At 45.9% G+C, this 20,432-nt stretch carries 23 protein-coding genes and 1 tRNA gene; 8 read left to right on the top strand and 16 right to left on the bottom strand.

Features of this window, described 5'->3' with window-relative positions; translation table 11 throughout:
* Nucleotide 1: 1 nt before the first annotated feature.
* Nucleotides 2-892 (bottom strand): signal recognition particle-docking protein FtsY, encoded by an 891-nt coding sequence (ftsY, locus tag AOC29_RS10405; RefSeq protein WP_215295917.1) that lies wholly within the window; start codon nucleotides 890-892, stop codon nucleotides 2-4.
* A gap of 63 nt (nucleotides 893-955) precedes the next feature.
* On the opposite strand from ftsY, the gene AOC29_RS10400 reads away from it, so the two are divergent.
* The 5 genes from AOC29_RS10400 to AOC29_RS10380 are packed head-to-tail and all read left to right on the top strand — an operon-like array spanning nucleotide 956 to nucleotide 5,081.
* Entirely contained in the window at nucleotides 956-2,320 is a 1,365-nt protein-coding gene (locus AOC29_RS10400) for a pitrilysin family protein (protein WP_215295916.1), read from the top strand.
* Nucleotides 2,320-3,657, top strand: coding sequence for a pitrilysin family protein (locus AOC29_RS10395; protein WP_215295915.1), 1,338 nt, complete (start codon nucleotides 2,320-2,322; stop codon nucleotides 3,655-3,657). Before AOC29_RS10400 ends, AOC29_RS10395 begins: the two co-directional genes overlap by 1 nt.
* Nucleotides 3,658-3,667: 10 nt before the next feature.
* Complete coding sequence (gene rsmD / locus AOC29_RS10390) at nucleotides 3,668-4,264, top strand: 16S rRNA (guanine(966)-N(2))-methyltransferase RsmD (protein WP_215295914.1); 597 nt, start codon at nucleotides 3,668-3,670, stop codon at nucleotides 4,262-4,264.
* 36 nt (nucleotides 4,265-4,300) lie between these two features.
* The gene (gene coaD / locus AOC29_RS10385) at nucleotides 4,301-4,798 is read left to right on the top strand and encodes a pantetheine-phosphate adenylyltransferase (RefSeq protein ID WP_215295913.1); all 498 of its coding nucleotides are present in this window, start codon (nucleotides 4,301-4,303) and stop codon (nucleotides 4,796-4,798) included.
* Between the two features lie 16 nt (nucleotides 4,799-4,814).
* On the top strand, nucleotides 4,815-5,081 hold the full coding sequence (locus AOC29_RS10380; RefSeq protein WP_215295912.1) for a YfhL family 4Fe-4S dicluster ferredoxin: 267 nt from the start codon (nucleotides 4,815-4,817) through the stop codon (nucleotides 5,079-5,081).
* A 9-nt stretch (nucleotides 5,082-5,090) separates the two neighbouring features.
* Here the strand turns inward: AOC29_RS10380 and pth are convergent, their stop codons facing one another.
* The 6 genes from pth to AOC29_RS10350 all read right to left on the bottom strand — a co-directional run bounded on the left by pth (nucleotide 5,091) and on the right by AOC29_RS10350 (nucleotide 10,057).
* Nucleotides 5,091-5,681 (bottom strand): aminoacyl-tRNA hydrolase, encoded by a 591-nt coding sequence (gene pth, locus AOC29_RS10375; RefSeq protein ID WP_215295911.1) that lies wholly within the window; start codon nucleotides 5,679-5,681, stop codon nucleotides 5,091-5,093.
* Between the two features lie 112 nt (nucleotides 5,682-5,793).
* A complete protein-coding gene (locus tag AOC29_RS10370; RefSeq protein ID WP_215295910.1) occupies nucleotides 5,794-6,444 on the bottom strand; it encodes a 50S ribosomal protein L25/general stress protein Ctc in 651 nt (216 codons plus the stop codon).
* Nucleotides 6,445-6,590: 146 nt separating this feature from the next.
* A complete protein-coding gene (locus tag AOC29_RS10365; RefSeq protein WP_215295909.1) occupies nucleotides 6,591-7,556 on the bottom strand; it encodes a ribose-phosphate pyrophosphokinase in 966 nt (321 codons plus the stop codon).
* A gap of 54 nt (nucleotides 7,557-7,610) precedes the next feature.
* Nucleotides 7,611-7,687 (bottom strand) — tRNA-Gln (locus AOC29_RS10360).
* Nucleotides 7,688-7,692: 5 nt separating this feature from the next.
* Nucleotides 7,693-8,577 (bottom strand): 4-(cytidine 5'-diphospho)-2-C-methyl-D-erythritol kinase, encoded by an 885-nt coding sequence (gene ispE, locus AOC29_RS10355; RefSeq protein ID WP_215295908.1) that lies wholly within the window; start codon nucleotides 8,575-8,577, stop codon nucleotides 7,693-7,695.
* Nucleotides 8,570-10,057, bottom strand: a complete 1,488-nt coding sequence (locus AOC29_RS10350; protein ID WP_215295907.1) for an outer membrane lipoprotein LolB — start codon at nucleotides 10,055-10,057, stop codon at nucleotides 8,570-8,572. The genes ispE and AOC29_RS10350 overlap by 8 nt, the downstream gene beginning before the upstream one ends.
* A gap of 35 nt (nucleotides 10,058-10,092) precedes the next feature.
* On the opposite strand from AOC29_RS10350, the gene mutM reads away from it, so the two are divergent.
* Together mutM and mutY are read left to right on the top strand one after the other, a co-directional pair.
* Nucleotides 10,093-10,929 (top strand): bifunctional DNA-formamidopyrimidine glycosylase/DNA-(apurinic or apyrimidinic site) lyase, encoded by an 837-nt coding sequence (mutM, locus tag AOC29_RS10345; protein WP_215295906.1) that lies wholly within the window; start codon nucleotides 10,093-10,095, stop codon nucleotides 10,927-10,929.
* Nucleotides 10,914-12,056: an A/G-specific adenine glycosylase gene (gene mutY, locus AOC29_RS10340; protein ID WP_215295905.1), complete on the top strand. Its 1,143-nt coding sequence runs from the start codon at nucleotides 10,914-10,916 to the stop codon at nucleotides 12,054-12,056. The genes mutM and mutY overlap by 16 nt, the downstream gene beginning before the upstream one ends.
* Here the strand turns inward: mutY and rapZ are convergent.
* The 9 genes from rapZ to AOC29_RS10295 form a co-directional block, all read right to left on the bottom strand.
* Entirely contained in the window at nucleotides 12,001-12,891 is an 891-nt protein-coding gene (rapZ, locus tag AOC29_RS10335; RefSeq protein ID WP_215295904.1) for an RNase adapter RapZ, read from the bottom strand. The two genes, mutY and rapZ, sit on opposite strands and share 56 nt — an antisense overlap.
* Before the next feature lie 3 nt (nucleotides 12,892-12,894).
* Entirely contained in the window at nucleotides 12,895-13,881 is a 987-nt protein-coding gene (hprK, locus tag AOC29_RS10330) for an HPr(Ser) kinase/phosphatase (RefSeq protein WP_215295903.1), read from the bottom strand.
* The gene (locus AOC29_RS10325; protein ID WP_215295902.1) at nucleotides 13,878-14,339 is read right to left on the bottom strand and encodes a PTS sugar transporter subunit IIA; all 462 of its coding nucleotides are present in this window, start codon (nucleotides 14,337-14,339) and stop codon (nucleotides 13,878-13,880) included. Before AOC29_RS10325 ends, hprK begins: the two co-directional genes overlap by 4 nt.
* Before the next feature lie 33 nt (nucleotides 14,340-14,372).
* Nucleotides 14,373-14,696: a ribosome hibernation-promoting factor, HPF/YfiA family gene (gene hpf / locus AOC29_RS10320; protein WP_215295901.1), complete on the bottom strand. Its 324-nt coding sequence runs from the start codon at nucleotides 14,694-14,696 to the stop codon at nucleotides 14,373-14,375.
* A 182-nt stretch (nucleotides 14,697-14,878) separates the two neighbouring features.
* A complete protein-coding gene (lptB, locus tag AOC29_RS10315; RefSeq protein WP_215295900.1) occupies nucleotides 14,879-15,646 on the bottom strand; it encodes an LPS export ABC transporter ATP-binding protein in 768 nt (255 codons plus the stop codon).
* On the bottom strand, nucleotides 15,643-16,194 hold the full coding sequence (gene lptA / locus AOC29_RS10310) for a lipopolysaccharide transport periplasmic protein LptA (protein ID WP_251369994.1): 552 nt from the start codon (nucleotides 16,192-16,194) through the stop codon (nucleotides 15,643-15,645). Before lptA ends, lptB begins: the two co-directional genes overlap by 4 nt.
* A gap of 10 nt (nucleotides 16,195-16,204) precedes the next feature.
* On the bottom strand, nucleotides 16,205-16,846 hold the full coding sequence (lptC, locus tag AOC29_RS10305) for an LPS export ABC transporter periplasmic protein LptC (RefSeq protein ID WP_215295898.1): 642 nt from the start codon (nucleotides 16,844-16,846) through the stop codon (nucleotides 16,205-16,207).
* 3 nt (nucleotides 16,847-16,849) lie between these two features.
* Complete coding sequence (locus AOC29_RS10300; RefSeq protein WP_215295897.1) at nucleotides 16,850-17,422, bottom strand: HAD family hydrolase; 573 nt, start codon at nucleotides 17,420-17,422, stop codon at nucleotides 16,850-16,852.
* A 21-nt stretch (nucleotides 17,423-17,443) separates the two neighbouring features.
* Entirely contained in the window at nucleotides 17,444-18,436 is a 993-nt protein-coding gene (locus tag AOC29_RS10295) for an SIS domain-containing protein (RefSeq protein ID WP_215295896.1), read from the bottom strand.
* Between the two features lie 11 nt (nucleotides 18,437-18,447).
* On the opposite strand from AOC29_RS10295, the gene AOC29_RS10290 reads away from it, so the two are divergent.
* Nucleotides 18,448-20,430 (top strand): monovalent cation:proton antiporter family protein, encoded by a 1,983-nt coding sequence (locus AOC29_RS10290; RefSeq protein ID WP_215295895.1) that lies wholly within the window; start codon nucleotides 18,448-18,450, stop codon nucleotides 20,428-20,430.
* Nucleotides 20,431-20,432: the final 2 nt, after the last annotated feature.

Below are 20,432 nucleotides of genomic sequence, written 5' to 3'. Positions count from 1 at the left end.
ATTAATTGAATAATTCTGAAGAATATTGCCCAGCAGTAAATGGGACTAAATCTTCAATACCCTCGCCTTTACCAAGCGCTAAAACTGCTGATGCGGGGCTATCTTTGAGGGTGTGGGCAAGGGCGCAGATAACGCCGCCTTTAGCGGTGCCATCGAGCTTGGTAACAATGATTCCAGTGAGCCCCAGGGCAGCATGAAATGCCTTCACTTGGCTTAAGCCATTCTGACCAGTATTGCCATCTAAAACCAAGAGAGTATGGTGAGGGGCCTCAGGAAGGGCTTTGCCGATGACCCTCTTCACCTTTTTTAACTCTTCCATGAGGTGGTCTTGGGTGGCAAGGCGTCCTGCAGTATCAATAATCAGAATATCGCTTTTACGAGAGATCGCCGAGTGGATTGCATCATGTGCAACTGCTGCTGCATCACCCCCCTCTTGAGTAATGACATCAACTTGGTTGCGACCACCCCATTCCTGTAGTTGATTGCGCGCTGCTGCTCTAAAAGTGTCACCTGCAGCCAAGAGTACTGATTTACCTTGAGACTGAAAGCGCCTGCAAAGTTTGCCAATAGTGGTAGTTTTACCTGCGCCATTAACGCCAACGACCAACCAAACTTCTGGAATAGTATCTTGCTGGCTTGAAAATAAAGGGTTCGGCGATGGTTCTAAAACCCGCAATAGATCTCCAACCTCTTGAATGAGTAGTGCCTGAAGTTCTTCTGGACTGGATGCTTGTTCAGACTTTGCTGCTTTGCGCAGTTTGCCGATCAATTGCTCAGTCGTCGGCAGCCCCACATCACTTTGAATCAGTGATTCTTCTAGGGCATCAAACCAAGCTTCGTCAGCCTTGCTAGATTTGAATAGGGATCCGAGGGTTTTACGTAAGCCGAACATAATCGATACAATTTAATCCTTGTATCTTATCAATTTAATTCTTGGGATATGGTGATTCAGCAGATGCGTTCTAATTTACTCCGAATTACTTTCCTATTTTTACTGTTTGCGCCATTGTCTTGGGCTACAGGCAAAGATCAGGCGGATACACACGAATTTCAGTTAAGCAATGGTCTGAAGCTCATAGTGAGGGAAGACCATCGTGCACCAACTGTGGCCCATATGGTTTGGTATCGCGCAGGTTCGATGGATGAGATCAATGGTCGAACTGGTGTGGCGCACGTCCTTGAGCACATGATGTTTAAGGGAACTGACAAGGTGAAAGCAGGTGAGTTTTCACGTTTAGTAGCAGCGGTTGGTGGGCGTGAAAATGCATTTACTTCTCGCGATTACACCGCTTACTTTCAGCAAGTTGAAAAATCAAAGTTGGATGAAGTGATTAAGCTAGAAGCAGATCGAATGTCCAACTTAAATTTTGATGACGCTGAGTTCTTAAAAGAAATTCAGGTAGTGATGGAGGAGCGGCGTTTACGCACTGAAGATAATCCTAGTAGCCTTCTCAATGAATCGCTCATGGCAACCGCTTACATGAGCTCACCATATCGTCATCCTGTAGTTGGTTGGATGAATGATTTACAGAATATGACAGCTTCTGATGCAAGGGATTGGTACCGCAATTGGTATAAGCCAAACAATGCAACTGTAGTCATTACTGGTGATGTTGATGCCAAGAAAGTCTTGGTATTGGTAGAAAAATATTATGGCGCCGTTCCCGCACAAGAGCTACCAGTGCGTAAGCCACAAGTCGAGCCACCGCAAAAAGGAGTGAAGCAAGTTCAAGTGAAGGCACCGGCAGATAGCGCGCAATTGGCGATGGCTTGGAAAGCACCGCGTCTTGAGCCTGGCAAGCTGGATAATCCTGAGCCATATGCACTTGAGTTGTTAACCGCAGTGCTGGATGGTTATGACAATGCACGCTTGAATCGCACGTTAGTGAAGCAAGAAAAAGTGGTTAACGATGTAGGTGTTGCTTATGACATGGTCTCTCGTGGGCCCGAGTTATTTTTGATTAGTGCCACCATGGCTAAAGGAAAAACGGTTTCACAGGCACAAGCGAGCATTCGCAAAGCGTTGGATGAGATCAAGCAAAAAGGGATTTTGGAGTCTGAACTCAAGCGTATTAAGGTGCGCATTCTTTCAGAACAAATTTATAAGCGCGATTCTATTTTTGGTCAGGCGATGGAAATTGGCAGTACTGAAATGGCTGGATTTTCTTGGAAGGATATTGACTATATGCTGGAGAAAATGCAAACCATTACTCCGGAGCAAGTCCAAGCGGTTGCCAAAAAATACTTGGTCGATGAAGGCTTGACGATTGCTGTACTCGATCCACAGGCACGCAAGACCGTTGGTAAGGAGGGCAAATAATGAGAGCCCTCACGAAAATCGTTTCATCCTATTTTTTAGCTTTTGGTTTCATCGCTAGTGCAAATGCCATATTGCCAATTGAAAAACTGGATGCTTATAAAGGTGCCAAAGCTTTTCTAGTACAAACCAAAGCATTGCCGATGGTTGATATTGAGGTCAGCATAGATGCCGGCGATCGTTATGATCCTGCTGGCAAAAGTGGCTTAGCCGACATGACCGCAGGCCTGATGAATTATGGGGTACGTGGCGATAGGGGCTTGTTAAATGAGGCCCAAATTGCGGATGAGATTGCTGATTTAGGTGCAAATATTGGTTTATCAGTTAGTGGCGAGCGCGCCATTTTGCGTATCCGGACTTTAAGTAGAAAAGATTTGCGTGATCGGGCTGTGCAATTGGCAGCTTCTATGTTGAGTTCGCCCACCTATGATGCCAATATTCTTACGCGGGAAAAACAAAGAACTATCACCAGCTTGCTTGAAGCAGAAACTAAACCAGAGTATGTTTTAGAGCGCCGTTTCAAAAAAATGGTCTACGGAGCTTATCCTTTGGCCGATACTCCCTCAGTAAAATCGGTTGGTGCGATTACTGCTACAGACTTACAGCAGTTTCATAAACAGTTTTATCGTGGCGATCGGATGATCGTCAGCATTGTGGGTGACGTAGATTCGACTCAGGCAAATGAAGTCGTACAAATGTTATTAAAAAGAATTCCGCAATCAGGATCAGCAATTGCGCCTCTACCTGAACTTCAACGTTCACCCGTAGAGCCTTTAGCTCAGCGAGAGGTACAGATTCCATTTGATTCTCAGCAAGCTCATATCGCGATGGGTATGACGGCAGTAGCGAGGAATAATCCTGATTATTTCCCCTTACTTGTAGGAAATTACATTTTGGGTGGCGGTGGATTTGTGTCCCGTTTGATGAACGAGGTTCGTGAGAAGCGTGGCCTTGCCTATAGTGTCTTTAGTTATTTCGCTCCAGGCAAAGCTAGCGGTATTTTTCAGGCCGGCCTACAGACCAAGAGCGATCAGGGTTCTATGGCGCTTGGGGTGATGAGTGACACTATTGCAAAATTTATTACGGATGGTCCGACCGTCAGTGAACTTGCCGCAGCAAAAGCCAATTTGATCAATGGTTACCCATTACGTATTGATAACAATCGCAAACTCTTGGATAACGTCTCCTCTATCGCATGGAATGATTTGCCACTTGATACGATGGAAGTCTGGACTAAACAAATTGAGGCTGTTAGTTTGGAGCAGGTGACCGCTGCATTCCAAAAATATCTGGCGATGGATCGAATGAAGATTGCAGTCTTGGGGGCTCAAAATAAATAAGTCAAAGCCGATGAAGGCAGAGCCGCCAAAGAAGGTGCGCATTATCGGTGGTATATGGAGAAGTCGCCAGTTAACCGTCTTAGATTTACCAGGTTTGCGACCCACTACAGATCGCATTCGAGAAACTCTATTCAACTGGCTTGGTCAAGATTTGACAGGCCTCACTTCTTTGGACTTATTTGCAGGAACAGGCGCTCTTGGTTTTGAGGCAGCCTCACGGGGTGCAGATTTGGTGGTGCTTCTCGAAAAAGATAAAAAGACCCATGCGAACTTAGTGTCTAATTTTGCGCTGTTGCAATCCTCGCCAGTATCTGCGGCGGTAGAAATTTTGCAGCGAGACAGTGTGGAGTTCTTAAGTCAACAGCCTGACCGCTCAACGAATCTGATTTTTATTGATCCTCCTTTTCAGGATGGGACATTACTTGACCGTGCTGTCATTGAGGCTGGCAGAATTTGTGATGACTCCATCGGGGGCGGAATTTATGTGGAATTTCCCTCAAATCGTCCTCGTGAAGAGATAGAAGCCCTACTGCCAAGCTGGCATTGTGGAAAATACTTAGAGGCTGGGCAGGTAAAAGCCTGTCTATTTCGGAGTGTAAGGGGCTAAACTCTTGCCTATAGCCGTTAAAGCCTTAGGAGAGTTATGACTGTCGCTGTCTACCCTGGAACATTTGACCCATTTACACGTGGTCACGAGGATTTGGTTCGTCGAGCATCTAGTATTTTTGATAAGTTGATTGTTGGTGTTGCCTCAAGTCGTAGCAAGCATCCCTTTTTCACTTTGGATGAGCGGATTGATATTGCTAAGGAAGTGCTTGGGCATTACTCCAATGTGAAGGTGGTTGGCTTTCAAGGTTTGCTAAAAGATTTTGCGCGCGAGCACAATGCACGCGTTATCGTGCGTGGCTTGCGTGCGGTATCTGACTTTGAGTATGAGTTTCAGATGGCAGGGATGAATCGTTATTTACTACCTGATGTAGAAACCCTGTTTTTAACCCCATCTGATCAGTATCAATTTATCTCTGGTACCTTTGTGCGTGAGATTGCTTCTATGGGTGGCGATGTCAGTAAGTTCGTTTTCCCGTCTGTGGAAAAGTGGCTTGTTCAAAAGATTGCGGCTGCCAATCAAAATTCTAAGTAAAGCCATCGAGTAAAAAATGGCTTTAATGATTACCGACGAATGCATCAATTGTGATGTGTGTGAGCCAGAATGCCCCAACGATGCAATCTATATGGGGCTAGAGATTTATGAGATAGACCCCAGTAAATGTACTGAGTGTGTGGGTCACTATGATGCGCCCCAGTGCCGTCAGGTATGTCCAGTAGACTGCATCCCCTTTAACCCCGCATATACTGAAACCCAGGAGCAGTTAATGGTGAAGTTCAAGCTATTAACTGCCGCCAAAAAGGCGAATTCAGTTTAATTGACCAGCTTAGCCCTTAGAGTGCAGTTCCATCATGGCGGTTTGGGTATCGCCTTTTAAAAATAGCGGCAAAATTTGCAAACCATTTTCAATACTGACGTCGATGAGTTTTTGTTCTGCTAATTGCGGTCTACGTAAAACATAGTCAGCAACCTCCATCGGACGACCTTCACCAGCCACATCCCTTGGATGCCCGATCCCCAGACGCAGACGCCAGTAGTCTGGCGTACCTAGGTGTGCTTGAATATCTTTGAGACCATTGTGTCCACCAGTGCCACCACCAAGCTTGATGCGTGCCGTTCCCGGTTTGAGATCAAGTTCGTCTTGCACTACCAAAATATCTGCAGGTGTAATTTTGTGAAAGCGACAAAGAGCTCCAACGGCTTGGCCACTCAGGTTCATATAGGTGCCAGGCTTAAGTAAAAAGAGATCTTCACCTTCCCATTTCGCTTTAGCTACTTTTCCATGAAAACGTTTTTCTGATTCAAAGCGAGCGTTCAATTGTTTTGCCAAGACGTCGACAAACCAGAAGCCAGCATTGTGCCGATCTTCTTCATGCTCATCTCCAGGATTCCCCAGGCCAACAATTAATTTCGTCATGATGAGAGTGTAAAGATATAAGTGGATTTCTACAAAAAGAGTAAATAGAGCAAAGAGATAAAAAGAAAGCCCGCTTGCGCGGGCTTCTTTCGCAAACAGATGACTTAATGAATTAAGCCTTATCCTTTGCATCAGCAGCAGGCGCAGCTGCTGGGGCTGCAGCGGCTGCAGGTGCAGCTTCTTCAGTCTCAGCGGCTTTAACAGCTGGAATACGTGCGTTTGCAAGCACTGGGTTTTCTTGCTCAACATGCAATACCAAAGTAACGCCTTTTGGCAATGTCAGGTCTTTCGCATGAACAGAATGACCCACTTCAATTTTGCTCAAGTCCACTTCAATGAACTCTGGTAAGTCTGCTGGTAAGCAAGAAATTTCGATGTCATTGAGGATGTGACTAATAACAGCACCTTGCAATTTCACAGCAGCCGATGTGTCAGCATTAGTGAAGTGCAATGGAATGCGCATGTGAACTTTCTCAGTCGCAGAAACGCGCTGGAAGTCAATGTGCAAAACCAATGGCTTAAATGGATGCATTTGGTAATCACGTAACAACACTTTTTGTGTTTTGCCACCAATTTCCAAATCCAAAATGGATGAGTGGAATGCTTCCTTGCGGAGAGCATGGAACAACGCGTTATGGTCTAACTCAATGACCAAGGCTGGATCTTTACTACCGTAAACGATTCCCGGAGTCTTACCGGAATTGCGCAGACGGCGGCTCGCACCCGTTCCCTGTACGCTTCTTTCAAAGGCTACAACTTTCATATTTAATTTCCCTATTAAGGTTAATTTCCGTTCGCGACCAAACAGAAAAGCCTTCGATTATATCGTGTGAATGGGGATTTTTGCCTACATATGCTCAAAAAACGCCTAAGAACCCGCAAAAAACGGGGTAAAACGGGGTTTTTTACTTATTCGGCAAACATGGACATGACTGAATCGCCCTTGCTAATACGAGAAAGGGTCTCTGCTAGCAATGGCGCTACGGTCAATTGACGGATTTTGCTCACTTTGGTCGCTTCTGCAGTCAATGGGATGGTGTCGGTAACAACCAGTTCATCCAATTCGGAGGCGGCAATTCGAGCCACTGCACCGCCTGATAGAACAGCGTGAGTACAGTAGGCGGTAACTCCCTTCGCACCACGCTCTTTAAGCGCTTCAGCAGCCTTACAAAGGGTTCCGCCGGTATCAATGATGTCATCCATGATCACGCAATGGCGACCTTCTACTTCGCCAATGAGGTGCATTACTTCCGATACATTGGCTTTAGGGCGACGTTTATCAATAATCGCCAAGTCTGTACCTAATTGTTTTGCCATGGCACGAGCACGCACTACACCGCCGATATCTGGGGAAACAATAATCAGATCTTTTTTTGTCTTTTGCGCTTCCAGATCGGCCAAGAGAACGGGTGAGGCATAAATGTTATCTACCGGGATATCAAAAAAGCCCTGAATTTGGTCAGCATGGAGGTCCATGGTCAGAACACGCTCAATACCAGCGACCGATTGCAGCATATTTGCCACGATGCGGGCAGAGATTGCAACGCGGGCGGAGCGTGGACGACGGTCTTGGCGGGCGTAACCGAAGTACGGAATCACCGCAGTGATGCGGCTTGCGGAGGCTCGCTTCAAGGCATCAATCATGATCATCAGTTCCATCAAGCTGTCATTGGTTGGTGCACAGGTTGATTGAATGACCACGACATTTTTGCCGCGAACGTTTTCTTGAATTTCTACTTGAATCTCGCCGTCCGAGAAACGACCTACAAAGGCTTTACCCATCGGCAAATTGAGCTCTTTGGCTACAGCCTCAGCCAAAACCGGATTTGCGTTGCCTGTAAATAAAGTCAATAAATCTGTGTTTGTGGAGGACATAGTCTTAAGGATTTTGAGGGGTCAAAAGGTTTTCTTTGTCATTTCTACAGTAATTGGCAGGGGAAGAAGGATTCGAACCTTCGCATGCTGGAATCAAAATCCAGTGCCTTAACCAGCTTGGCGATTCCCCTTCGGATCAATCTGAAGAAATCAAATTGTAAGCGGGATTTTTATTTAGCCCCCGAACAACCCGACCTATCCACCCTTTAGGAAGATTTTGTAGAAGATTTTCCAGTTTTGCGACATTCATCTTAGAGTCTAAGACTGTAAACACGCTACTTCCAGAGCCTGACATACGGGGCTCAGAGCCCGGTACTGCCTGACTAATCCAATCCAAAGCTTGCTTCACTTCAGGACAAATCCGCATCGCTACTGCCTGACAATCATTTGAAAGATCGGACCATGGCGATGCAAGAAAGCCATCTATTGTAGTCTGACCGTGATTTCGGGTCAATTCAGGGTCCTGAAAAATGCTGATAGTAGGAATCCCTTGATTGGGGAAGATCACTAAAAAATCACGAGTTTCCAGGGCAATTTCTTGAATTTGTTCGCCAATACCTTCAACAAATGCATTTTTGCCAAAAATGAAAAATGGCACATCTGCCCCGAGCTGAAGACCAAGTTCACAAAGTGTCTTTTTGTCCAGATTGAGATTCCAAAGGGTATTTAAACCAATTAAGGCGGTGGCAGCATCGGAAGATCCGCCACCCATTCCAGCGCCCATGGGGATTTCTTTTTGCAGGCTAATCTCAACCCCAGATTCAATCTGGCAAAAGTCTTTTAATAGTTTGGCAGCTCTGACCACTAAATCATTTTCGGGTTCTACTCCCGCAATGGGATCGATACGACGAATCTCATTTTGGGGGATCAGTTTTAAGTGGATCGTGTCACACCAATCAATTAACTGAAAGACGGATTGTAGTAAGTGATAGCCATCTGCTCTTCGACCAACAATGTGAAGAAATAAATTCAGCTTGGCTGGTGAGCGTAGCGTTAAGGATTGATAACTGATTTCACTCATTCGGGCTATCAAAGACTAGGCGAATATCAATCGATCCAATATTCGAGCTGCGAGTCATACTTAATTTCTCAAGACGGTTTTTATTGCCCCAGGTATAAATTAAGTCCCAGCCATCCTGGTTAATTTTGCTCACTTGCCCTTTGGCATTTCTTTCTATGCTTGCTTCGCTACCGGGCCTTACTTCGCCTCTGAGCCAGTTTGATAAACCTCTTGCTGGTAATGGAAGTCCCAAAGTGTTTTGAACGAGGGTATCTGCATCAATTGCTGTGACTACTTGTCCATCACGTTCAAGAGTCGCTTCGCCCGGCATGATGGTAATTTTTGCGATGGATCCACCAACAGGATTGCGTATCTCTAAAACGTCTTTGAGTTGCTCTTGGGTGAGCGTAAAGCCACCTGATCCACCTTGATTGTGAGCATCGGTAAGCCCAGTAACTTTAACGGCAAAGCGGCCATCCCAAGAGCCTGCAGAAGCTTGATCAGCGTTTGACCAATCTGGTTTTAAGCGCTTGAGCGTTTCTTTAAGTGTGGGATTATTAGCGTCTAATTTTTGAGCCTGTTGCCACATCTCTTCTGCTTCAGTGCGGCGACCCATTGCCCACAATACCTCACCAGTATGTGCCGCAATATCAGCTTCCGGTTTCATTCTGAAGGCTTGTTGAAGTTGCTCTAGAGCCAATTCATTTTTTCCAAGACGGAAGTTGACCCAGCCTAAGCTATCTAAAATGAAGCTGTCCTTAGGGGAGAGTTGGTGCGCTTTAGTGATGAGTGCAAATGCTTCGGGTAGTTTGATGTTGCGGTCGGCAAAAGAATAGCCCAAAGCATTTAAAGAATTCGCATCATTTGGATTCTTGCGCAAAATTTCCCGCAAGGTTTTTTCCATCACATCTAAGCGGCCTACTTTTTCTGCTGACATGGCATAGGTATAAAGCAACGCTGGATCCTTGGGGGTCGGTTTTGCAGTAGACGTAATTTCATAGAAAGCCCGCAGAGCATCTGACTCATCTTTGGCTTTACTGAGCAAATCTTGAAGTTGCAGTAGTGTATTTTCTTGCTGCGCTGGAGTTTGTTGGCGCAATAACGCGATGGCAGGTTTGACGGCATCTGACCAGCGATTATTTAAAACCAGCAACGTAATCAAAACTTCTTTGGGTTTGGTTTGGGAGGCTGGAGACAAACTATCCCAAGTTTTAGCAGCATTTAAAGCTAACTCAGGCGAGCCACCTGCAATCCCAATTTCCATCGCCCTTTGGGCCAAGCGAGGATCCTTGAATTGACGTGCCATTTCCATATAGGTGTTGTAGGCTAGGCCCGCTTCGCCTCTTTGCAGGGCAATTTCTGAAGCCAAGACTTCAAAAACTGCCTGCCCAGTTTGGATATCGTCGGTTTGTGCAGATGCCTGACCAGGCAGGGCGCTTGCGTAAGCGATGGAGAAGAGTAATAAACCCTTCAAATAGGATTTAAGTAACAATTTGCTCATAAGCACATTCTAATCTGCGAATCTACAATTGATTTATGCCAGAACTTCCAGAAGTTGAAGTCACCCGCTTGGGAATTGCCCCTCTCCTTCAGGGGCGTGTGATTAGTGCCGTCAAAGTCCTTGATGGGCGTTTACGTTGGCCTGTCCCGAGCGCCCTGACTAAGATTTTGCCTGGTCAAAAAGTGCACGCCATTGAAAGGCGCGGAAAGTACCTCTTAATTGAGTTGGATATAGGGCATCTGTTGATTCATTTGGGAATGACAGGCACCTTACGGGTATTGCCCAGCTCTGATCTTTTGAAGTTGCATGATCGCGTGACTGTGGAATTTGGGAAGCTGAGTTTACGTTTGCATGACCCCAGAAAATTTGGTGCAGTGTTGTGGCATCCAAGAACTAAAGGTCCGATAGAGAAAAATGTTCTATTGCAAAAGTTGGGAGTAGAGCCTTTTTCAACAGAATTTGCTGGAGAGCTTGGCTCTGAAATTTTGTATCGGGCATCACGCAAGCGCACCGTCGCTGTTAAGCAATTTCTGCTGGCTGGCCAAGCGGTCGTTGGTGTTGGCAATATTTATTGCTCCGAGAGTTTGTTTGAGGCAGGCATTCATCCTGCTAAGGCTGCTGGAAAACTCACGCGCCCTCAATGTGTTCGTCTAGCTGAAGCGGTGAGATTGATTTTGAAAAAAGCCATTACTGCTGGCGGCAGTAGCTTGAAAGATTTTGTGAACAGTGATGGCGATCCAGGACATTTTATGGTGCAAACCAAAGTCTATGATCGTAAAGATGAACCCTGTAAAGTTTGTAAAACATCCATCAAGCAAATTGTGCAGGGACAGCGCTCCACTTATTTTTGCCCTACATGTCAAAAGCGCTAATCACTACTTTTTCTGAAAAGTTGATTGCTTGGCATGCACGCAGTGGCCGCTCAGGTCTGCCTTGGCAAGGTAATCGAGACCCTTATGCAGTTTGGGTTTCAGAAATCATGCTGCAACAAACTCAGGTAGCTACTGTTTTAGAGCGCTACCCACGCTTTATGAAGCGCTTTCCAACGGTTAAAAAATTAGCAGCTGCTCATATCGATGAAGTGCTGGCTGAGTGGACTGGCTTGGGTTATTACTCTCGCGCTCGAAATTTACATGCGTGTGCCCAGCAAGTGATGCAACAATTTGCTGGGCAATTTCCGGGCGATCCAGTTTTACTTGAGCAACTTAAGGGGATTGGTCGGTCAACCGCAGGCGCAATCGCTGCTTTTACTTTCCATGCAAGAGCGCCAATTCTAGATGCGAATGTCAAAAGAATTCTGGCGCGCTTATTTGCTGTAGAAGGCACACTACAAGATAAGGCGGTGAATGACCATTTATGGGAGCTAGCTAATCAGCTCTTGCCAAGCAAGCCTCAGAATATGCCGGTGTATACCCAAGCATTGATGGACTTTGGCGCTACTTGGTGTACTGCTCGTAAACCAGTTTGTCTTAGTGGTGAAAAAAAATGCCCATTTGAAAAATACTGCCAAGCAAATTTAAGCAATCAAGTATTGGCCTTACCGAAAAAGGTAGTAAAAGCAAAGTCACCCGAGTTTGACTGCGACATGCTCTTAGTTAGACATGGCAATGCGATTCTGCTGCAAAAGCGCCCAAGCAAGGCAATTTGGGGTGGATTATGGTCTTTACCAGAATCTATCTGGGTGGCGAAATCCACTCCTCGAAAAGCGGCACCAAGTCTCAAGAGCTTGTTGGAAGCGGCTTTACCTGAAGAAAAGATAGCTATATGGCTAAAGGCTTGTAAGGCGGTCCAAGTAGGTCCTCAAATTAAGCATGTCTTTACCCATCGACGTTTGTGGATGCAGATTTGGGATGTGAATGCTTCAAAAAGTGTGGAGCCTGAAAGTGCAAATCTGCAGTGGGTACCTTTGAGCCAATTAGGGCGCTATGGCCTACCGCAGCCGATTAAGATTTTACTGCAGGGATTGAGTCTAGCTCGCGGTGACGGTCTAAAAAATTAAGCTGTAGATCAATCAATTCTCTTTGGGTGCGGAAGTGTTCGCTAATTCGATTCACAAGATAGACCGAGCGATGCTGACCACCAGTACAACCAATTGCAACCGTTAAGTAACTGCGTCCGTCAGCAATGTAGTGCGGTAACCATTTCTCAATAAATTGTGTAATGTCACTTTCCATGCTGATGACTTCTGGAATTTTTTCTAGAAATTCTTTTACGGGTTTATCGTTCCCTGTTAGGGGCCTTAAGATTTTGTCGTAATGGGGGTTGGGCAAGCAACGAACATCAAAGACGAGATCTGCTTCGCTAGGCACGCCTTTTTTAAATCCAAAGGATTCAAAAATGACTGTCAAACCAACGGGCTTATCTTTCAGTAGGTCCTGAATCCAAGAGCGTAGGGCGTGAGATGGTAGGTTACTAGTATCAATGCTATGAGCTTGCGTGCGCAGGGGTTCAAGCAAGCTTCGTTCTTTATTAATCGCTTCTATCAATGTCGCCGATTGGGATTGCCTGGCATTCGTTGATAAGGGATGTCGTCGGCGAGTTTCTGAAAAGCGCTGTACCAAGGTATTGGTATCTGCATTTAAGAATAAGATGCGTACTTGGTGCGTACGCTTCAGATTTTCAAGAATGAAAGGAAGCTCTGCAATCGATTGGCCACGACGTGCATCAATAGCTACTGCTACACGCTCGCACTTCTCGCTTTCAAGAGTGCTGATAAGGTTTTCTAGGAGCGAGACGGGAAGGTTATCGACGCAATCATAGCCAGCATCTTCAAAGGCCCTCAGGGCTACTGATTTACCTGAGCCTGAGATTCCGGTAATCAGATTAATTTGCATGACTTAAAGCAAGCGCCCTTGGGATTTAATCGCATCTGCCTCGGTATTCATTTGGGCTCGTTGACGCTCTATAAATTCTTTGAGGGTATCAATACCGCGTAATTGCAAAATTGTATTCCGGACTGCAGCCTCTACCAGTACCGCTAAGTTGCGTCCAGCAGCCACTTGAATTTTTACCGTTCGAATCGGAATTCCCAAAACATCGATATGTTGAGCTTCCAGTGGCAATCTTTCAAATTCACCATCGGTTCGCCGAACCAATTGCACAATAAGGCGCAGTTTTAATTTTCGACGAACGGCTGTTTCACCAAAAATCGTACGAATGTCCAAGAGGCCAAGTCCGCGCACCTCAAGAAGATTACGAAGAATTACGGGGCAACGACCTTCGATATAGTCGGGTCCTAAGCGTGCAAAATCTACCGCATCATCAGCAACTAAACCATGCCCGCGAGAAATCAATTCCAAACCTAACTCACTTTTGCCTAAGCCAGATTCACCCGTTAATAAAACGCCCAAGCCTAAGATGTCCATAAACACCCCGTGCATCGTAATTTGCGGAGCGCCAATTTTGGTGAGATAGGTGCGCAAATGGTCAATGACTTCTGCGGCTGAAATACTCGTGGTAAACAGCGGGGTGGATGAGCGTTGGCAGAATAGTTTTAGATCTGGATCTGCGGACTTGCCATCAGCCACAATCACACAAGGCGGAGTTTTAGAAATTAGGTTAGCAATTTGCTCTTGTTTTTGTTCGGGCTCAAGCGCTGCGTGATAGTCAACTTCTTGTACACCAAAAATTTGGATGCGACTTGGGTGAATCAGATTTAAGTGACCCACCAAGTCTGAGCTGGCTGCAGCAGCTTTGACTGCCTCAGGTGGAAAGGTACGATCAGCACCTTCAAGGCCGCTAATCCAGGAGAGCTTCAGATCAGAAACATTGTCATCAAAGATTTGTTGCGCAGTTACTCGATCGAGGAGTAATGGCTGGGTCATTTTGTATTTCCCCATTGCTGCAATAGTTCACAGACTGATGTGGGATCGGTAGCAGAAATCAATTTTTCTCTTGCCTCTGAATCTGATAGCAGTTGTGCGATAGAGGAGAGAATTTCTAAATGTTGTTGGGTTGCCTTTTCTGGAACCAACAAAAAAATGAGGATCGACACAAGCTCACCATCAGGCGCTGCAAATTCGATCGGGTCTTTCAACTTCATGAAGGCTGCAGTGGGTTGCTTCAGGCCTTTTACACGACCGTGAGGAATCGCAACACCAGCCCCGAGGGCTGTTGAGCCTAAGTCTTCTCGGGCATTGAGAAACTCTACTACTGAGCTTGCATCAATACCAACTTGCTTGGCAAACAACTCCCCAGCGGCTGCAAAAGCATCAGCCCTGTTTTTGGCGGGGTTATCTAATGCAATGCAGTCAGGGTTAAAGAGATTAGTCAGCACATTCATTACAGATGATTATAGGTGTCCTCACGCTCACGCTTACTCAAAATGCTTTTCGTGATGATGATCTTGAATCTTTTCTTTGTGTTTCACAACCTGGCGCTCAAGCTTATCGACCACTGCATCCATAGCGTGATAGAGATCGGCATTATGTGCTTCAGCGAACAGTTCTTTGCCTTTAAGGTGAATCGTGATCTCGGCACTTTGACGGAGATCTTTTTCTTTGGCGTTATCAATCACTAAAAAGGCAGATGCATCAATGACGTGATCGAAGTGCTTGCGAATTTTGGCTAACCCAGCCTCAAGATGCGTGCGCATGGCAGGGGTAACTTCTACATGACGGCTATTAATTTTTAAATTCATGAGCAACTCCTTATATCAACGCGTGCGCATAGCAATACCGGGGGTGCGCAGCAAGCCCCTGTGTTTTTGAGCTGTTTTTTTTGGAAAGTGAACCATGAACCTCCAGCGTATCAGCGAATTTGCCGAAAACCAAGAGGGGAAAGTACTTTTTATTACTTATACGGACAGATGCCTTATCTGGCTTACATCCGGAAGTTTTCGCCTAAGTAGACTCTGCGGACAGCATCATTTTGAATAATTTGATCGGGCTTGCCTTCTGCTAGAACGCTTCCTTCGCTAATGATGTAGGCGTGGTCGCAGATACCCAAGGTTTCTCGAACGTTATGGTCGGTAATCAACACACCAATCTGACGGTCTCGCAAGAATCGAACAATCCGCTGAATTTCCCCTACGGCAATAGGGTCAACTCCTGCAAATGGTTCATCGAGCAAGATAAATTTTGGTTGTGACGCTAATGCTCTCGCGATTTCAACACGGCGACGCTCTCCTCCAGACAATGACAGGGCTGGATTATTGCGGAGGTGGCCAATTTGTAGTTCGCCTAATAATTCATCTAAGCGATCCGCAATTTCGCCTTTGCTTAAGGGTTTTCCACCTTGGACTTGTAGCTCTAAGACTGCTTGTATATTCTCAGCGACGTTGAGTTTTCTAAAAACAGAAGCTTCTTGAGGAAGGTAAGAGAGCCCCATACGAGCTCGCTCATGAATAGGAAGGTGGGTGATATTGACCCCATCTAAAATAATTTGACCGGCATCCAGAGGAACCAGTCCAACAATCATGTAGAACGACGTCGTTTTACCCGCACCGTTTGGACCCAATAGTCCAACTACTTCACCACATTCCACTTCAATCGAAACATCTCGTACTACTGTTCGAGAGCCATAACGTTTTTGAAGATTGCTAGCGATGAGTGTTGCTTTGGGATGGTTTTGAGCTAAATCCGTTGTCATTTCTCTAATGTGGCTTTTCGTCGTGGTGAAAGGATTGCTCTAGCTAAAGGTAAGTCCTCCGCTTTTGCATTGGCGGGAGGTGTTACACGATAGCGCTCTTTAATATCATCGTACTCAATTTTCCAGCCCTGCAGTTGATCGAGCATCTGCATATTCAGAGAGCGCTTAAGACTGGCGTCTCCTGTGATAGTCAGAATCTCAGTCTTGGCATTGTAGGTAACTTGGGTCCCGCGTCCTTGTATAAATTCATCGGCAGGACCTTCTCTGCGCTGCCTGAAACTTGCAGTAGTGTCGGCTGATCCTTTGACGTCAACTAATTCATAGCCTTCAGGATCCACTTGAATATGACCATCTTCGCCTGTAACGATAATGCTGCCTTTAATCAATAAAACTTGACCTTTTAAGTCATACACCTGCTGTACATCATTTACTGAAACTTTTTCAGCCTCAAGAATGATGGGCTTGTCTTGGTCGGCTTTCTCGGCGTTAGCAATAGGGCTAAGCACCAGTAAGGAGAGGGCGAATCTAATATGAAGTAGACGATGCATGGTAAACATTTTATTGTGCACCCCGAGGAGCGCGTTCGATTCGACCTTTAACTTGACCGGAAAGTGTCATGCTTTGTTGAATGTTGTCGAATGTTCCACCTTCTGTCGAGTTCATGATCGACATGCCTTGCTCTAATGTGATTGGCCGATCAGTTTTAACGATATCGTCGTTAATCAAGACCTTGAAATAACTAGATGAGGCCAGCATCCGTAAGCTTGCAGGCTCTGTGGCAGTAGCTGCTTGTTGGGGTCTAAAGATAGAAGCATTATCAAAGAGCTCTAAGATTGTTAGGTCACCATCTAGATGACCGGTATTCGATTTGACAGTCACAGGAGCTTTGTCTGGCTGAAAGAGTCGCATTCGTGGAGCATCAATATCAATGGAGGCATCGTCATCATAGTGAGTCACTTTATTGCCCAAAATTCTGTACTTGGTATTGCCTTGTTCGTTTAAAGCGGAAAGAGTGCCGTTTTTAATAATGTAGTCAGGCTCATGTAGGCGAATAGGTTCAAGCGTTGAGCTTTCTGGAGGAGTATTTTTTTTAACCAACCAAAAAGTCATGAGGGTTAAGGCACCCATAAATATTAAAGGCATGAGGCCCAGCAATGTACGCCCAATGTTGAGTTTGATCCGTTGAGAATTCAATTGCATTGCTTATTGACGAGCCTGGCTGAGCAATTCCTCGTAGCGGCTTTGTGCCTTGAGAATCAGATCACTTACTTCTCTAACGGCGCTATTGCCACCCGCATGCGTAGTGACATAATGTGCAAATTCTTTCACAGCTTCATGCGCTTGCGCAGGAGCAATTCGTAGTCCAGCGTTTTTCATCATGGCTAGATCTGGCCAGTCATCACCCATGACAGCGCAGTCACTGGCTTTCAGTCCAAGTGTTTTTAGAACTTCTTCTAAAGCTAACGCTTTATTTTCAACACCCATATGAACCTGTTTGATGCCTAATTCATCACAGCGCGCTAAGACCATTTTGGAGTTTCTGCCCGTGATGATGGCTGTCGGAATACCACATTGCTCTAAAAGTTTGATCCCTAACCCATCTTGAATATCAAATGCCTTTAAAGATTCTTTACCATCAGCGCCAATCCATACCTGTCCGTTGGTGAGGACCCCATCAACATCTAAAACTAGCAGCTTCACTTTGCCAGCGCGCTCCCAGGCTTGTGGATACTGTGACAGAGGGTTGGTGTTGTGTGTAGTAAAAGCGTTGGGCATAAGTCTCAATCAACGACGGTATTAAATTACTTTGGCTGCAAAGAGATCATGTAGATTGAGGGCACCTAGTAGGCAGCCATCTTGATCGGTAACAACTAAATGATTGATGCGATGTTTTTCCATCATTTCAATGGCTTCTTCAGCCAACAGTTCTGGTGGGATGGTGCGAGGGCTGGCAGTAGTGGCATTTTGTAAAGTGATGCCACTAAGATTCGTGTTTTTCTCTAGCAGTCTGCGTAAATCACCGTCTGTCAAAATGCCAAACACTTTTTGTTTGTCATCCAATGTCACTACCATCCCCATGCGCTTAGAAGTCATTTCTAGTAGGGCATCTTGCAGTGAAGCATGGATAGAAATTTTTGGCGTCTCATCAAAGCTACGCATTACTTCACTGACATGCATTAATTGTTTGCGGCCCAAGCGACCACCAGGATGGGAGCGCTGAAAATCTTCCGCCTGAAATCCACGGGCGTCTAATAAAGCAACTGCTAATGCATCGCCCATGGCTAATGCAGCCGTAGTGCTGGTTGTGGGGGCAAGATTCAGTGGGCATGCTTCTTTTTCAACACTGGTATCTAAATGGGCGTCTGCTAATTGGGCAAGCGAAGAATTTGGTGCGCCAGTCAAAGCAATCAGTTTTGCACCAGTACGTTTCACGATCGGTACGATAGTTAATAATTCTTCTGTCTCTCCAGAGTTCGAGAGAGCAACAAAAACATCGTCTCTAGTAACCATACCTAAATCACCGTGACTAGCCTCGGCTGGGTGCACAAAAAAAGCAGGTGAGCCTGTCGAGGCAAAGGTAGCAGCAATTTTGCGAGCAATATGCCCCGATTTACCAATGCCAGAAACCACAATTCTCCCTTTGCAGTCATGCAGTAATTCCACGGCATATACGAGTGCATCGGCGTTGATGCCTTCTAGGCGATCGCGCATGGTTTGCAGCGCAGCAGCCTCAATAGTGAGGGTATCGCGTGCAAGCTTTAGGGTACGTTCACGAGTCTTAGCTATCATCGAGTAAGTATATGCCGTCAGTCCTTCAATTAACCCTCATTCTCCTAGCCGCAGGTGTGGCTGGAGTGGTTATTTTCCGCTATTTTGGCTTACCCCCTATTTTGGGCTATTTAGCGATTGGGGTGCTGATTGGCCCCAATGCCCTGGCTTTGGCAAGCGACTCTTCTACAGTGAAGTATTTAGCTGAATTTGGGGTAGTTTTCCTAATGTTTTCGATCGGCTTGGAATTTAATCTAAACAAGCTGCGATCGATGCGGAACATCGTATTTGGTCTGGGTGGCAGTCAAGTGGTCTTGACGATGCTTTTAGCGGTGCCGGTCAGCCTCTTGATGAACTGGATTTACCCAATTTCTTGGCAGGCAGCCATTGCCTTGGGCGGGGCTTTGGCGATGTCTTCCACCGCGATTGTGACAAAACTCATTTCTGATCGATCCGAATTAGAAACAGAGCATGGTCGCAATGTGGTCGGTATTTTGTTATTCCAAGATTTAGCGGTGGTCTTTTTATTGATCTTGATTCCCTCTTTGGGAAAAAACCCAAAAGATCTGTTTGTTGCTCTTACTGCGGCCTCAATCAAGATTACGGTTGCTTTGGCCTTAATTTTCTTCATTGGCCAATCGCTCATGAGTCGCTGGTTTAGATTGGTTGCTAAGCTACGCTCGCAAGAATTGTTCATGTTGAACCTCTTGTTGATTGTGCTCGGTATGGCAGGTTTAACAGAGCACTTTGGTTTGTCTTTAGCGCTCGGTGCATTTTTGGCTGGGATGTTAATTGCTGAGACCCCATATCGTCATCAGGTTGAAGAGGATGTCAAACCATTTCGTGATGTCTTATTGGGACTCTTTTTTATTACGATTGGCATGCTGCTTGACTTCAATGTCATTCGTGAACAGTGGATGTTGGTGGTAGCACTTCTGATTGGCCCCTTACTATTTAAATTTGGCTTGATCGCCTTACTCTCGAGAGCGTTTGGCTCAAGCCCTGGCATCTCGATTAGAACGGGCTTATGCCTTGCTCAGGCGGGCGAATTCGGTTTCGTATTGCTGACCCAAATTGATGGCTTAGATTTAATTGATCCCGTTCTGAGCCAAGCGGTTCTTGCCGCGATGTTGCTCTCGATGTTTTGCGCGCCATTTTTGGTTGAATATAGTGATCGCATTGCAATGCGTTTTTCCAGTAACGAATGGCTATTGCAATCGCTTGCGTTGACACGCGTTGCTGCAAAGAGCGTACGCAATGAGAATCACGTCATCATTTGTGGGTTTGGCCGTTCTGGTCAAAGCTTGGCACGTATGCTCGATCAAGAAAAGATTCCTTACATTGCCCTAGATTTAGATCCCGATCGCGTGAAAGAGGCTGCTACTGCAGGCGATAACGTGGTGTATGGCGATGCGAGTCGTGAAAATTATTTAGTTGCCGCTGGCCTCTCAAGAGCTATGACAGTTGTCATTACTTATGCAGATACTGCCGCCAGTTTGCGTGTGTTGCGTCAGGTTGAACACCTGCGTCCCGGCATGACAGTATTGGTTCGCACCAAAGACGATGCCGACATTGCTAAGTTGCAAGCGGCTGGTGCTACCGAAGTAGTGCCTGAGTTGATTGAGGGAAGCCTCATGATTGCCTCGCACGTCTTGTTGATTATGGGTGTACCTATGCGTAAGGTAGTTCGGCGGATTACGACTGCACGTGAAGAGCGTTATAGCTTGCTAAGAGGGTATTTCCGGGGCGCAGGCGATGATGACTTTGGCTCGAATGAGTCTTGGCGTTTACATTCGATTACTTTGCTGCCCAATTCTCAAGCCGTTGGTAAAACTCTAGAAGAGCTTGATTTAGGTAGTGCAGGTGTCAGCGTTCAAGCAGTACGTCGTAAGGGGCGCAACGCAGACTATGTGAAACTTGTCTTGACGCCCGAATTGCAACTGCAAGGTAACGATATCTTGGTGATCTCAGGTAACTCTGAGGCGACTGACTTGGCTGAAGCTAAATTACTCTGAGA

Origin of the sequence: Polynucleobacter sp. JS-JIR-5-A7 (assembly GCF_018687935.1) — a bacterium.
Lineage (GTDB): Bacteria > Pseudomonadota > Gammaproteobacteria > Burkholderiales > Burkholderiaceae > Polynucleobacter.
This window is presented reverse-complemented; position numbering and strand designations above follow the sequence as displayed.

Bases quoted from the DNA above. Each gene is read 5' to 3' on its own strand.
- rapZ (WP_215295904.1), bottom strand. From the start codon at position 12,891: ATGCAAATTAATCTGATTACCGGAATCTCAGGCTCAGGTAAATCAGTA.
- rsmD (WP_215295914.1), top strand. From the start codon at position 3,668: ATGAAGGCAGAGCCGCCAAAGAAGGTGCGCATTATCGGTGGTATATGG.
- lptA (WP_251369994.1), bottom strand. From the start codon at position 16,194: ATGCATCGTCTACTTCATATTAGATTCGCCCTCTCCTTACTGGTGCTT.
- AOC29_RS10300 (WP_215295897.1), bottom strand. From the start codon at position 17,422: ATGCCCAACGCTTTTACTACACACAACACCAACCCTCTGTCACAGTAT.
- AOC29_RS10325 (WP_215295902.1), bottom strand. From the start codon at position 14,339: ATGAATGTGCTGACTAATCTCTTTAACCCTGACTGCATTGCATTAGAT.
- lptC (WP_215295898.1), bottom strand. From the start codon at position 16,846: ATGCAATTGAATTCTCAACGGATCAAACTCAACATTGGGCGTACATTG.
- AOC29_RS10395 (WP_215295915.1), top strand. From the start codon at position 2,320: ATGAGAGCCCTCACGAAAATCGTTTCATCCTATTTTTTAGCTTTTGGT.
- AOC29_RS10400 (WP_215295916.1), top strand. From the start codon at position 956: ATGCGTTCTAATTTACTCCGAATTACTTTCCTATTTTTACTGTTTGCG.
- AOC29_RS10365 (WP_215295909.1), bottom strand. From the start codon at position 7,556: ATGTCCTCCACAAACACAGATTTATTGACTTTATTTACAGGCAACGCA.
- mutM (WP_215295906.1), top strand. From the start codon at position 10,093: ATGCCAGAACTTCCAGAAGTTGAAGTCACCCGCTTGGGAATTGCCCCT.
- AOC29_RS10350 (WP_215295907.1), bottom strand. From the start codon at position 10,057: ATGAGCAAATTGTTACTTAAATCCTATTTGAAGGGTTTATTACTCTTC.
- mutY (WP_215295905.1), top strand. From the start codon at position 10,914: ATGTCAAAAGCGCTAATCACTACTTTTTCTGAAAAGTTGATTGCTTGG.
- AOC29_RS10290 (WP_215295895.1), top strand. From the start codon at position 18,448: ATGCCGTCAGTCCTTCAATTAACCCTCATTCTCCTAGCCGCAGGTGTG.
- AOC29_RS10370 (WP_215295910.1), bottom strand. From the start codon at position 6,444: ATGAAAGTTGTAGCCTTTGAAAGAAGCGTACAGGGAACGGGTGCGAGC.
- lptB (WP_215295900.1), bottom strand. From the start codon at position 15,646: ATGACAACGGATTTAGCTCAAAACCATCCCAAAGCAACACTCATCGCT.
- ftsY (WP_215295917.1), bottom strand. From the start codon at position 892: ATGTTCGGCTTACGTAAAACCCTCGGATCCCTATTCAAATCTAGCAAG.
- ispE (WP_215295908.1), bottom strand. From the start codon at position 8,577: ATGAGTGAAATCAGTTATCAATCCTTAACGCTACGCTCACCAGCCAAG.
- AOC29_RS10380 (WP_215295912.1), top strand. From the start codon at position 4,815: ATGGCTTTAATGATTACCGACGAATGCATCAATTGTGATGTGTGTGAG.
- pth (WP_215295911.1), bottom strand. From the start codon at position 5,681: ATGACGAAATTAATTGTTGGCCTGGGGAATCCTGGAGATGAGCATGAA.
- coaD (WP_215295913.1), top strand. From the start codon at position 4,301: ATGACTGTCGCTGTCTACCCTGGAACATTTGACCCATTTACACGTGGT.
- hpf (WP_215295901.1), bottom strand. From the start codon at position 14,696: ATGAATTTAAAAATTAATAGCCGTCATGTAGAAGTTACCCCTGCCATG.
- hprK (WP_215295903.1), bottom strand. From the start codon at position 13,881: ATGACCCAGCCATTACTCCTCGATCGAGTAACTGCGCAACAAATCTTT.
- AOC29_RS10295 (WP_215295896.1), bottom strand. From the start codon at position 18,436: ATGATAGCTAAGACTCGTGAACGTACCCTAAAGCTTGCACGCGATACC.